This window comes from Pseudomonas sp. P39-UII1 (assembly GCF_039672635.1).
Classification (GTDB): domain Bacteria; phylum Pseudomonadota; class Gammaproteobacteria; order Pseudomonadales; family Pseudomonadaceae; genus Aquipseudomonas.
The window spans coordinates 117,533-130,668 of sequence record NZ_JBDFPP010000007.1; the positions used below are offsets into that span (position 1 = coordinate 117,533).

9 protein-coding genes are annotated in these 13,136 nt (G+C 62.8%); 8 read left to right on the forward strand and 1 reads right to left on the reverse strand.

Annotation, left to right across the window (positions count from 1 at the left end; translation table 11 throughout):
- Nucleotides 1-13: 13 nt before the first annotated feature.
- Entirely contained in the window at nucleotides 14-4,879 is a 4,866-nt protein-coding gene (locus ABEH27_RS12025) for an NAD-glutamate dehydrogenase (protein WP_346613789.1), read from the forward strand.
- Nucleotides 4,880-5,072: 193 nt separating this feature from the next.
- Here the strand turns inward: ABEH27_RS12025 and ABEH27_RS12030 are convergent, their stop codons facing one another.
- Complete coding sequence (locus ABEH27_RS12030) at nucleotides 5,073-5,891, reverse strand: pyruvate, water dikinase regulatory protein (protein WP_012313507.1); 819 nt, start codon at nucleotides 5,889-5,891, stop codon at nucleotides 5,073-5,075.
- A 176-nt stretch (nucleotides 5,892-6,067) separates the two neighbouring features.
- Between ABEH27_RS12030 and ppsA the strand changes: the two genes are divergently transcribed.
- The 7 genes from ppsA to sigX all read left to right on the forward strand — a co-directional run bounded on the left by ppsA (nucleotide 6,068) and on the right by sigX (nucleotide 13,062).
- A complete protein-coding gene (gene ppsA / locus ABEH27_RS12035; protein WP_346613790.1) occupies nucleotides 6,068-8,443 on the forward strand; it encodes a phosphoenolpyruvate synthase in 2,376 nt (791 codons plus the stop codon).
- Between the two features lie 66 nt (nucleotides 8,444-8,509).
- On the forward strand, nucleotides 8,510-9,538 hold the full coding sequence (locus tag ABEH27_RS12040) for an alpha/beta fold hydrolase (protein ID WP_346613791.1): 1,029 nt from the start codon (nucleotides 8,510-8,512) through the stop codon (nucleotides 9,536-9,538).
- A 145-nt stretch (nucleotides 9,539-9,683) separates the two neighbouring features.
- Nucleotides 9,684-10,175 (forward strand): ribonuclease E activity regulator RraA, encoded by a 492-nt coding sequence (rraA, locus tag ABEH27_RS12045; RefSeq protein WP_346613792.1) that lies wholly within the window; start codon nucleotides 9,684-9,686, stop codon nucleotides 10,173-10,175.
- A 27-nt stretch (nucleotides 10,176-10,202) separates the two neighbouring features.
- Nucleotides 10,203-11,198 (forward strand): zinc transporter ZntB, encoded by a 996-nt coding sequence (locus ABEH27_RS12050; RefSeq protein ID WP_346613793.1) that lies wholly within the window; start codon nucleotides 10,203-10,205, stop codon nucleotides 11,196-11,198.
- A 93-nt stretch (nucleotides 11,199-11,291) separates the two neighbouring features.
- Nucleotides 11,292-11,555 carry a CrfX protein gene (locus ABEH27_RS12055; protein ID WP_346613794.1) on the forward strand — a complete coding sequence of 88 codons (264 nt, stop codon included), beginning with the start codon at nucleotides 11,292-11,294 and terminating at the stop codon, nucleotides 11,553-11,555.
- Nucleotides 11,556-11,557: 2 nt separating this feature from the next.
- The gene (locus ABEH27_RS12060; protein ID WP_346613795.1) at nucleotides 11,558-12,382 is read left to right on the forward strand and encodes a mechanosensitive ion channel domain-containing protein; all 825 of its coding nucleotides are present in this window, start codon (nucleotides 11,558-11,560) and stop codon (nucleotides 12,380-12,382) included.
- A gap of 113 nt (nucleotides 12,383-12,495) precedes the next feature.
- Nucleotides 12,496-13,062: an RNA polymerase sigma factor SigX gene (sigX, locus tag ABEH27_RS12065; RefSeq protein ID WP_346613796.1), complete on the forward strand. Its 567-nt coding sequence runs from the start codon at nucleotides 12,496-12,498 to the stop codon at nucleotides 13,060-13,062.
- Nucleotides 13,063-13,136: the final 74 nt, after the last annotated feature.

The window sequence follows — 13,136 nt, forward strand, 5'->3', positions numbered from 1 at the left end:
CGGAGTACCACAGATGGCGTTCTTCACCGCAGCCAGCAAAGCCGACTTTCAGCATCAACTGCAAGCGGCCCTGGCGCAGCACATCAGCGAGCAGTCACTGCCACAAGTGGCGCTGTTCGCCGAGCAGTTCTTCGGCATCATTTCCATGGACGAACTCACCCAGCGCAGGCTGTCGGACCTGGCCGGCTGCACCCTTTCTGCCTGGCGCATCATCGAGCGTTTCGACTCCGAGCAACCGCAAGTGCGGGTGTACAACCCCGATTACGAACGCAACGGCTGGCAATCGACCCACACCGTGGTCGAAGTGCTGCACCACGACCTGCCATTCCTGGTCGATTCGGTACGTACCGAACTCAACCGCCGTGGCTACAGCATCCATACCCTGCAGACCACGGTGCTCAGCGTGCGCCGTGACGCCAAGGGCGAGCTGCTCGAGCTGCTGCCCAAGGGCAGCCAGGGCGAGGGTGTACGCCATGAATCGCTGATGTACCTGGAAATCGACCGCTGCGCCAATGCCGCAGAGCTGAACGTGCTTACCCGCGAAATCGAGCAGGTACTGGCCGAAGTGCGCGTGGCGGTGGCCGACTTCGAGCCGATGAAGGCCAAGCTGCGTGAAGTCGTGGCAGAGGTGGAGCAAACCGCGTACGCCCCGGCGCAGCATGAAAAGGGTGAGGTCAAAGCGTTCCTCGAATGGCTGCTGGACAACCATTTCACCTTCCTCGGCTACGAGGAATTCACCGTGCAGGCCGACAGTGCCGGCGGCCAGATGGTCTACGACGAGCAGTCGTTCCTCGGCCTGCCGCGCCGCCTGCGCGTGGGCCTGACGGCCGAAGAGCTGCGTATCGAAGACTACGCCGTGGCTTACCTGGCCGAGCCGCTGCTGCTGTCTTTCGCCAAGGCCGCGCTGCCTAGCCGCGTGCACCGCCCGGCCTACCCGGACTACGTGTCGATCCGCCAGCTGGACGCCGACGGCAAGGTGGTCAAGGAGCACCGCTTCATGGGGCTGTACACCTCCTCGGTGTACGGCGAGAGCGTGCATGCCATCCCCTACATCCGGGTCAAGGTTGCCGAAGTGGAGCGCCGCTCGGGCTTCGACCCCAAGGCGCACCTGGGCAAGGAGCTGGCGCAGGTGCTTGAAGTGCTGCCGCGCGACGACCTGTTCCAGACCCCGATCGACGAGCTGTTCAGCACCGTGATGTCGATCGTGCAGATCCAGGAACGCAACAAGATCCGCGTGTTCCTGCGCAAGGACCCCTACGGGCGCTTCTGCTACTGCCTGGCCTATGTGCCGCGGGAAATCTACTCCACCGAAGTACGGCAGAAGATCCAGCAGGTGCTGATGGAGCGCCTCAAGGCCAGCGACTGCGAGTTCTGGACCTTCTTCTCCGAGTCGGTGCTGGCCCGTGTGCAACTGATTCTGCGGGTGGACCCGAAGAACCGCATCGACATCGACCCGCAGCAGCTGGAAAACGAAGTGATCCAGGCCTGCCGCTCGTGGCATGACGACTACTCGGCACTGGTGGTCGAGAACTTCGGCGAAGCCCAGGGCACCAACATCCTCGCCGATTTCCCCAAAGGCTTCCCGGCCGGCTACCGCGAGCGCTTTGCCGCGCACTCGGCGGTGGTCGACCTGCAGCATGTGCTGGCGCTGTCCGAGAGCAAGCCGCTGGCGATGAGCTTCTACCAGCCGCTGACGCGCCTGGGCGACCGCCTGCTGCACTGCAAGCTGTACCACGCCGACACCCCGCTGGCGCTGTCGGACGTGCTGCCGATCCTCGAGAACCTCGGCCTGCGCGTGCTCGGCGAATTCCCCTATCGCCTGCGCCACGCCAGTGGCCGTGAGTACTGGATCCACGACTTTGCCTTCACCTACAGCGAAGGCTTGAGCCTGGACATCCAGCAGCTCAACGACGTGCTCCAGGACGCGTTCATCCATATCGTCCAGGGCGATGCCGAAAACGACGCCTTCAACCGCCTGGTACTCACCGCCGGCCTGCCATGGCGCGACGTGGCGCTGCTGCGCGCCTATGCCCGCTACCTCAAGCAGATCCGCCTGGGCTTCGACCTCGGTTACATCGCCAGCACCCTGAACAACCACACCGACATCGCCCGCGAGCTGACGCGGCTGTTCAAGACCCGCTTCTACCTGGCGCGCAAGCTCACCCTTGATGACCTTGACGACAAGCAGCAGCGCCTTGAGCAGGCCATCCTCACCGCCCTGGACGACGTGCAGGTGCTCAACGAAGACCGCATCCTGCGCCGCTACCTGGACCTGATCAAGGCCACCCTGCGCACCAACTTCTACCAGCCGGATGCCAACGGCCAGAGCAAGCCGTACTTCAGCTTCAAGTTCAACCCCAAGCTCATCCCCGAACTGCCCAAGCCGGTGCCGAAGTTCGAGATTTTCGTCTATTCGCCTCGGGTCGAGGGCGTGCACCTGCGCTTTGGCAACGTCGCCCGCGGCGGGCTGCGCTGGTCGGACCGGGAAGAAGACTACCGCACCGAGGTGCTCGGCCTGGTCAAGGCCCAGCAGGTGAAGAACTCGGTGATCGTGCCGGTCGGCGCCAAGGGCGGCTTCCTGCCCCGGCGCCTGCCGTTGGGCGGCACGCGCGATGAAATCGCGGCTGAAGGCGTGGCCTGCTACCGCATCTTCATCTCGGGCCTGCTCGACATCACCGACAACCTCAAGGACGGCGGCGTGCTGCCACCGGCCAACGTGGTGCGCCACGATGACGATGACCCGTACCTGGTCGTGGCGGCCGACAAAGGCACCGCAACCTTCTCCGACATTGCCAACGGCATCGCCATCGACTACGGCTTCTGGCTGGGCGACGCCTTCGCCTCGGGCGGCTCGGCCGGTTACGACCACAAGAAGATGGGCATCACTGCCCGCGGCGCCTGGGTGGGCGTGCAGCGCCACTTCCGTGAGCGCGGCATCAACGTGCAGCAGGACCCGATCACCGTGATCGGCGTCGGCGACATGGCCGGCGACGTGTTCGGCAACGGCCTGCTGATGTCCGACAAGCTGCAGCTGGTGGCAGCGTTCAACCACCTGCACATCTTCATCGACCCGAACCCGGACCCAGCCACCAGCTTCGTTGAGCGCCAACGGCTGTTCGACTTGCCGCGTTCGGCCTGGAGCGACTACAACACCAGCATCATGTCCGAAGGCGGCGGGATCTTCCCGCGCAGTGCCAAGAGCATCGCCATCAGCCCGCAGATGAAAGCACGCTTCGCCATCGAAGCCGACCGCCTGACCCCGACCGAGCTGCTGCATGCGCTGCTGAAGGCGCCGGTAGACCTGCTGTGGAACGGCGGTATCGGCACCTATGTCAAGGCCAGCACTGAAAGCCACGCCGATGTCGGCGACAAGGCCAACGACGCGCTGCGGGTCAACGGCAACGAGCTGCGCTGCAAGGTGGTGGGTGAGGGCGGCAACCTCGGCATGACCCAGCTCGGCCGCGTCGAATTCGGCCTGCATGGCGGCGCCACCAACACCGACTTCATCGACAACGCTGGCGGCGTGGACTGCTCCGACCACGAGGTCAACATCAAGATCCTGCTCAACGAAGTGGTGCAGGGTGGCGACATGACCGAGAAGCAGCGCAACCAGCTGCTCGGCAGCATGACCGATGAAGTTGCTGGCCTGGTGCTCGGCAACAACTACAAGCAAACCCAGGCGCTGTCGCTGGCGGCCCGTCGCGCCCGCGAACGCATCGCCGAATACAAGCGCCTGATGGCCGACCTGGAAGGCCGCGGCAAGCTGGACCGGGCCATCGAGTTCCTGCCGTCCGAGGAGCAACTGGCCGAGCGCCTGGCTGCCGGCCAGGGCCTGACCCGTGCCGAGCTATCGGTGCTGATCTCGTACAGCAAGATCGACCTCAAGGAGCAGTTGCTCAAGTCGCTGGTGCCGGACGACGACTACCTGACCCGCGACATGGAAACCGCCTTCCCGCCGTCGTTGGTCAGCAAGTTCGCCGAAGCCATGCGTCGCCACCGTCTGAAGCGCGAAATCGTCAGCACCCAGATCGCCAACGACCTGGTCAACAACATGGGCATCACCTTCGTGCAGCGGCTCAAAGAGTCCACTGGCATGAGCCCGGCCAACGTCGCCGGGGCCTATGTGATCGTGCGCGATATCTTCCACCTGCCGCACTGGTTCCGCCAGATCGAGGCGCTCGACTACCAGGTGCCGGCGGAAATCCAGCTGACGCTGATGGACGAGTTGATGCGCCTGGGCCGCCGCGCTACGCGCTGGTTCCTGCGCAGCCGGCGCAACGAGCAGGATGCCGGGCGTGACACTGCGCACTTCGGGCCGAAGATCGCGCAACTGGGCCTGAAGCTCGACGAGCTGCTGGAAGGCCCGACCCGCGAGCGCTGGATGGTCCGCTACCAGAGTTTCGTCGACGCCGGTGTGCCGGAGTTGCTGGCGCGTATGGTGGCGGGTACCAGCCACTTGTACACGCTGCTGCCGATCATCGAGGCGGCCGACGTTACCGGGCATGATCCTGCCCAGGTGGCCAAGGCGTTCTTTGCCGTCGGCAGCTCGCTGGACCTTACCTGGTACCTGCAGGAAATCAGCAACCTGCCGGTGGAAAACAACTGGCAGGCCCTGGCCCGCGAGGCGTTCCGCGACGACATCGACCTGCAGCAGCGGGCGATCACCATTTCCGTGTTGCAGATGGCCGATGCGCCGGAAGACATGGACGCCCGGGTGGCGCTGTGGGTAGAGCAGCACCGGGTGATGGTCGAGCGCTGGCGCGCGATGCTGGACGACTTGCGCAATGCCACGGGGACTGACTATGCGATGTACGCGGTGGCCAACCGCGAGCTGGTCGACCTGGCGATGAGTGGGCAGGCGGCGGTGGTGCCTTCCTGATCCTTCAGGTGAAATGAAAAAGCCCCGGCAGTGATGCCGGGGCTTTTTTGTGTGTCAGTGACGGCCTCTTCGCGGGGCAAGCCCGCTCCCACAGGTTCCACACCGTCCTTAAGCTCACAGGTTTCCCACCGCCCTCAAGCTCGCTGGGGCATCTGTGGGAGCGGGCTTGCCCCGCGAAAGGGCCGGAACAGGCTTACTTGAACCGCCGCTCCACCCCTTTCTCCACCAGGATCTTCGCCGAAATCTCTTCCACCGAAAAATGCGTGGAATTGATGTTGGGAATGTTCTCCCGGCGGAACAGGCTCTCCACCTCACGTACCTCGAACTCGCACTGGGCAAAGCTCGAATAGCGGCTGTTGGGCTTGCGCTCATGGCGGATGGCGGTGAGGCGGTCGGGGTCGATGGTCAGGCCGAACAGCTTGTTGTGGTGCTTTTTCAGCACCGCTGGCAACTGCAGGCGCTCCATGTCGTCTTCGGTCAGCGGGTAGTTGGCGGCGCGGATGCCGAACTGCATCGCCATGTACAGGCAGGTTGGGGTCTTGCCACAACGCGACACGCCGACCAGGATCAGGTCGGCCTTGTCGTAGTAATGGGTGCGCGCACCATCGTCATTGTCGAGGGCGAAATTGACCGCCTCGATGCGTTCCATGTAGTTGGAATTGCCGCCGATCGAGTGGGATTTGCCTACGGAATACGACGAATGGGCAGTCAATTCCTGCTCGAGCGGGGATAAAAACGTCGAAAAGATGTCGATCATGAAGCCGTTCGACGTGGCCAGGATCTCTCGGATGTCCTGGTTGACGATGGTGTCGAAGATGATCGGGCGCATCCCGTCACGCTCGGCCGCAGCGTTTATCTGCTGCACCATGGTCCGCGCCTTGTCCGGCGTATCGATGTACGGGCGGGTGAATTTGTTGAACGGAATGCTATCGAATTGCGCGAGCAGGCTTTGGCCCAGGGTTTCGGCAGTGATGCCGGTGCCATCGGAGATGAAGAACGCGGTTCGTTTCATTTGCGATCTGGGCCTTAAGCTGATGACGTTTCTTGGATATGATAAGTTCGGTTTGCCGAATGCGGCTGTCGGCATTCTCACTTATTTTCCAGGTACAGGCCACAAGCGCCCGGCCAAGTCACAAAGACAGGCGGGCGCCCTTGAGCTTTTCCAATACAGTTAGTGGAGAGATCACCTTGGTAGAGTACGTAGTTTCCCTCGATAAGCTCGGCGTCCATGATGTGGAGCATGTGGGGGGCAAGAACGCATCCCTGGGCGAGATGATCAGTAACCTCGCCGGTGCCGGCGTGTCGGTGCCGGGCGGCTTTGCCACTACGGCTCAGGCGTACCGTGATTTTCTCGAGCAGAGCGGGCTGAACGACCGCATTCACGCCGCGCTCGACGCGCTGGACGTCGATGACATCAATGCCCTGACCAAGACCGGCGCGCAAATCCGCCAGTGGGTGATGGAAGCCGAATTCCCGGCGCGCCTTGATTCGGAAATCCGTACGGCCTTCGCCGAAATGGCCGCCGGCAACGACAACATGGCCGTCGCCGTGCGTTCCTCGGCCACCGCCGAAGATTTGCCAGACGCTTCGTTCGCCGGCCAGCAGGAAACCTTCCTCAACATCCGTGGCGTCGACAACGTGATCCGCGCGGCCAAGGAAGTGTTCGCCTCGCTGTTCAACGACCGTGCCATCGCCTACCGCGTGCACCAGGGCTTCGACCATAAGCTGGTGGCCCTGTCTGCCGGCGTGCAGCGCATGGTCCGCTCGGAAACCGGCACTGCCGGCGTGATGTTCACCCTCGACACCGAGTCGGGCTTCCGCGACGTGGTGTTCATCACCGGCGCCTACGGCCTGGGCGAAACCGTGGTGCAGGGTGCGGTCAACCCTGACGAATTCTACGTACACAAGAACACCCTGCAGGCCGGCCGGCCGGCCATCCTGCGCCGTAACCTGGGCAGCAAGGCGATCAAGATGATCTACGGCGACGAGGCCAAGGCCGGTCGTTCGGTCAAGACCGTCGAAGTCGACCGTGCCGAGCGTGCGCGCTTCTGCCTGACCGACGCCGAGGTCAGCGAGCTGGCCAAGCAGGCCATGATCATCGAGCAGCACTACCAGCGCCCAATGGACATCGAGTGGGCCAAGGACGGTGACGACGGCAAGCTGTACATCGTCCAGGCGCGCCCCGAGACCGTGAAGAGCCGCGCCAGCGCCAATGTCATGGAGCGCTATCTGCTCAAGGAGAAGGGCACCGTTCTGGTTGAAGGCCGTGCCATTGGCCAGCGCATCGGCGCCGGCAAGGTCCGTGTGATCAAGGACGTGTCCGAGATGGACAAGGTGCAGCCAGGCGACGTGCTGGTTTCGGACATGACCGACCCGGACTGGGAACCGGTCATGAAGCGCGCCAGCGCCATTGTCACCAACCGCGGCGGCCGTACCTGCCACGCGGCCATCATCGCCCGTGAGCTGGGTATCCCGGCCGTGGTCGGTTGCGGCAACGCCACCCAACTGCTCAAGGATGGCCAGGGCGTGACCGTCTCCTGCGCCGAGGGCGACACCGGCTTCATCTTCGAAGGCGAGCTGGGCTTCGACGTCAAGCAGAACTCGGTCGATGCCATGCCGGACCTGCCGTTCAAGATCATGATGAACGTCGGCAACCCGGACCGCGCCTTCGACTTCGCCCAGTTGCCCAACGCCGGTGTCGGCCTGGCGCGCCTGGAGTTCATCATCAACCGCATGATCGGCGTGCACCCCAAGGCACTGCTGAACTACGCCGGCCTGCCGCCGGAGCTCAAAGAGAGCGTCGACAAGCGCATCGCCGGCTACAACGACCCGGTCGGCTTCTACGTCGAGAAGCTGGTCGAGGGCATCAGCACCCTGGCGGCGGCCTTCTACCCGAAAAAGGTCATCGTGCGCCTGTCGGACTTCAAGTCCAACGAATACGCCAACCTGATCGGCGGCAAGCTGTACGAGCCGGAAGAAGAAAACCCGATGCTGGGCTTCCGCGGTGCATCGCGCTACATCAGCGAGTCGTTCCGTGACTGCTTCGAACTCGAATGCCGTGCGCTCAAGCGTGTACGCAACGAGATGGGCCTGACCAACGTCGAGATCATGGTGCCGTTCGTGCGTACCCTGGGCGAAGCCAGCCAGGTCATCGACCTGTTGGCCGAAAACGGCCTGGCCCGCGGTGACAACGGCCTGCGCGTGATCATGATGTGCGAACTGCCGTCCAACGCCATTCTGGCCGAAGAGTTCCTCGAGTATTTCGACGGCTTCTCCATCGGCTCCAATGACTTGACCCAGCTGACCCTGGGCCTGGACCGCGATTCGGGGATCATCGCCCACCTGTTCGATGAACGTAACCCGGCCGTGAAGAAGCTGCTGGCCAACGCCATTGCTGCGTGCAACAAGGCTGGCAAGTACATCGGCATCTGCGGCCAGGGCCCGTCGGACCACCCGGACCTGGCCAAGTGGCTGATGGAGCAGGGCATCGAGAGCGTGTCGCTGAACCCGGACTCGGTACTCGAAACCTGGTTCTTCCTGGCCGAGGGCCAGGGCGCAGCCTGATGCGGTAAAACGCGGGGGTGCGTCTGGCGCGCCCCCGCCTGGTTTTTTCCAGGGCGAGCTCCAGCAATGGATCCCGCCCTTTTTTGTGCAACAAGCAACCCTATGCATAGCAGCAGCAGTTTATTTCCCGTGGCTTTGCTCAGTGCCGAGCGCCGTGGCGACCTCAGCGAAGACGTGTACCGAATCAAGGCTGGCAACAGCCCTGACCCGAGCGTTGAATTGGCCGTGACGCGCCTGGGGCTGGCCGACCATGGCAGTGCCCAGGGCGTGCCGGTCATTCTTTTGCACGGCAGTTTCTCCAACCGGCGTTTCTGGTATTCGCCCAAAGGCATCGGCCTGGGCGCCTACCTGGCACGGGTGGGCTTCGATGTGTGGATCCCGGAGATGCGCGGCCACGGCCTGTCGCCGCGCAACCTTCAGTGGCGGCACAACCGGGTGGCCGACTATGCCCGCGATGACCTGCCGCTGATCGCAGCGTTCGTGCAGGAGCAGTCTGGCAAGGCGCCGCACTGGATTGGCCATTCCCTGGGCGGTACCACCCTGGCAGCCGCGCTGGGGGGCGGGTTTCTGCCTGCGGCGCAGGTCGCCAGCGCCGCGTTCTTTGGCACGCAGATCAGCCGAGTGTACTGGCCGCTCAAGGTGCCACCTGTGACCTGGGGGGCAAAGCTGCTGCTCAAACGTTGGGGGCAGATTTCCGGGCCGCGTTTCAAACGCGGGCCCGAGGATGAGCCGATGGGTCTGGCCCTGGAAAGCATGCGCTGGCATGGCCTGTTCGGGCGCTTCGGTGACAAGGACAACGACTGGTGGGCGGGGCTGGCCGAGGTGGATGTGCCGGTGCTGGCGGTGGCGGGGGCGGGCGACTTCCAGGACCCGGTCTGGGCCTGTCGCAAGCTGTTCGATCAACTGGGCGGCGAGCGCAAGCAGTTTCTCAGGCTGGGCCGCGAAGAAGGCTTCGACGCGTTTGGCCATGTCGACATGCTGGTGAGCAAGGCGGCGCAGGAACAGGTGTGGCCGCTGGTGGAGCGCTGGTTGCGTGACCCGATGGTACCGGTGCATGCGTCAACGGTGGGTGCGGAGCCTGTGCCGGCCAGCTGATCCTGGGATCGCTTTACGGGCTTGCCCGCGAACAGGCCGCAATAGACGAAACGCAGATGACCACCCAGTCCCGGATGACTGCGACAGCCTCCCCGGTGTAGCCTTGGCGGATACCCGCTTTCGTTGTGACTGACAGGAGCTTCCCATGCAGCATTACGTAACGCCCGACCTGTGCGACGCCTACCCGGAACTGGTCCAGGTGCTGGAACCGATGTTCAGCAACTTCGGTGGCCGCGATTCGTTCGGTGGCCAGATCGTCACCCTCAAGTGCTTTGAAGACAACTCGCTGGTCAAGGAGCAGGTAGAACTCGACGGCAAGGGCAAGGTGCTGGTGGTCGATGGTGGCGGCTCCCTGCGCTGTGCGTTGCTGGGCGACATGCTGGCCGAGAAGGCCGCCAGGAACGGCTGGGAAGGCCTGGTGATCTACGGCTGTGTACGTGACGTGGATATCCTGATCCAGACCGGCGTCGGCGTGCAGGCGCTGGCCAGTCACCCGAAAAAGAGCAACAAGCGTGGCGTTGGCGAACTCGACGTACCGGTGACCTTCGCCGGCGTCACCTTCCGCCCGGGCGAGTATGTGTATGCCGACAACAATGGCGTGATCGTCTCGCCAAGCCCGCTGAAAATGCCGGAGTGATGCGCCGCACGCGCTGATGGAGCTTTGATGTTCGAGGAAGACAACGCGCAGTGGGGGCTGGTGCATGCCCTGGTGCTCGATGGTAAAGGCGGCGCGCGCTCGATCGCCCGGACCGCGCTGGACGACCTGCAACTGCAGCCACAGGAAAGCCTGTGGCTGCACTGGGATCGCAGCCATCCACAAACCCGTACCTGGTTGCTGCAGGCAAGCGGCCTGAGCGCGTTCGCCTGCGACCTGCTGCTGGAGGAGAACACGCGTCCGCGCCTGCTGCCGCTGGCCGATGAGCAGCTGTTGCTGTTTTTGCGCGGGGTCAACCTCAACCCGGGTGCCGAACCTGAAGACATGGTATCGGTAAGAATCTTCGCCCAGGCGCGGCGGGTGATTTCCCTGCGCTTGCGGCCACTGCGCGCCAGTGACGAAATGCTCCAGCTGCTGGACGAGGGCAGGGGGCCGAAATCGGCGTCCGAACTGTTGCTGCTGATGGGCGAATTGCTGACGGAAAAGGTTCAAGGGTTGGTCAGCGACCTGTCGGAGCTGGTCGATCTGGAGGAAGAAAAGGTCGAAGCCGACGAACGGTACACGCCGGAGCAGGGGAGCCTGCAGCAAATTCGCCGGCGCGCCGCTGGTTTGCGGCGTTTTCTCGCCCCGCAGCGAGAAATCTACGCTCAGCTGTCGCGCAGCAAATGGAGCTGGTTCGCCGACGCCGACGCCGATTACTGGAACGAGCTCAACAACAGCCTGATCCGTTATCTGGAAGAGCTGGAACTGGCCCGCGAGCGCGCGGCGCTGGTGCTGGAAAGCGAGGACCGGCGGCGCAGCGAGCGCATGAACCGGACCATGTACCGCTTCGGCATCATCACCTGCATCTTCCTGCCCATGAGCTTTGTCACCGGCCTGCTGGGGATCAACGTCGGCGGCATTCCGGGGGCGGATAACCCCTATGGCTTCCTGTTTGCCTGCATCGTCGTGCTGGGGCTGGCGGTAGGGCAGTGGTGGATGTTCCGCAAGCTGCGCTGGGTGTGAAAATGTCGAGTCATATTGAAACATTCGTGCCAGTGGGATGTGTGACCCATCGAACGGTGCCCTCGTCTCTGACTGACACTGCGCGAGGTGCACATGCACGATCCGTTTGAAGAATCCCTGCGTGACCTGCTCCAGGCGTCGCCGTCCGGTGAGGACAGAGACGACGCTGCGTGCCTGGGGCGCGTGCTGAAAACCGCTAACCGCCAGGTTGGCGCGGGTGATCTGTTCAGCCTGCTTGGCCGCTGGAGCCAGGCGCTGCTGATCGCTGTGAACAACGGCTCGGCGCATGTTGCGCCGGTGCGCCGCCATTCTGCCCGTAACGCTGCCCCTGGCAGCAAAGCTGATAAGGCCGATTGAATATGGAACTCGATCTCTGGACCCAGAGCCTGGTCACTGCCATGACCGCCCTATGGACCAAGGTAGCGAACTTCATCCCCAACCTGTTCGGCGCGCTGGTCGTGGTGCTGCTCGGTTTCGTGGTGGCCAAGCTGCTCGATACATTGCTGTCCAAACTGTTGGCCAAGTTCGGCCTGGACCGCCTGATGGCCGGTACAGGGCTGACCAAGATGCTCAGCCGGGGCGGCATCCAGGTGCCGATCTCGACCCTGATCGGCAAGATCGTCTACTGGTTCGTGCTGCTGATTTTCCTCGTGTCTGCCGCTGAATCGCTCGGCCTTGAGCGGGTTTCGGCTACCCTCGACATGCTCGCCCTGTACCTGCCCAAGGTGTTTGGCGCAGCCTTGGTGCTGCTGGCCGGCGTATTGTTGGCCCAGGTGGCAAACGGCCTGGTGCGGGGCGCCGCCGAGGGCATCGGCCTGGAGTATTCCGCAGGGCTCGGGCGCATTACCCAGGGGCTGGTGATCATCATCAGCATCTCGGTTGCCATCAGCCAGCTGGAGGTGAAAACCGACCTGCTGAACCATGTCATCGTCATTGGGTTGATAACCGTTGGTCTGGCCGTTGCGCTTGCGATGGGCCTGGGCAGCCGCGAACTTGCCGGGCAGATTCTGGCTGGCATTTACGTTCGCGAACTCTTTCAGGTGGGCCAGCAGGTGCGGATTGGAGAGGTCGAAGGGCAGATCGAGGAAATTGGCACGGTCAAGACGACGCTGTTGACCGATGATGGCGAATTAGTGTCGCTGTCTAACCGCGTGCTGCTTGAGCAACGTGTCAATAGCCGCTAACCGCACAAAAGCTGTTAATGTATGCCGCCGCAAAAATCAGCCTGCGTGGCTGTGCGGCGACATTGACCTGACTGTCGGCCAGATCCGTTTTGAATAAAGTTCATTCGCCGCCCATGCGTTACGACCCCCGCGAGCTCACCGACGAGGAGTTGGTGGCGCGTTCGCATGAGGAGCTGTACCACGTTACCCGCGCCTATGAGGAACTCATGCGGCGCTACCAGCGGACCCTGTTCAACGTTTGTGCGCGTTATCTAGGGAACGACCGGGATGCGGACGATGTCTGTCAGGAAGTGATGCTGAAGGTGCTGTACGGTCTGAAGAACTTCGAGGGCAAATCCAAGTTCAAGACCTGGCTCTACAGCATCACGTACAACGAGTGCATTACCCAGTACCGCAAGGAGCGACGTAAACGTCGGTTGATGGATGCCCTGAGTCTTGACCCTGTTGAAGAGGCGTCTGAAGACAAGGCACCCAAACCCGAAGAGAAAGGCGGGCTGGACAAATGGCTTGTGCATGTCAACCCGATCGACCGTGAAATTTTGGTGCTGCGCTTTGTCGCAGAACTGGAATTCCAGGAGATTGCTGACATCATGCACATGGGTTTGAGCGCAACGAAAATGCGTTACAAGCGTGCGCTAGACAAGCTTCGGGAGAAATTTGCAGGCCTTGAGGAAACTTAATCACCTGCAAATATCTCTAACCAACCGGCGAGTTCTGCTAGACTTGCCGTCGAGTTGTCCCCCGTGTTGTTGGT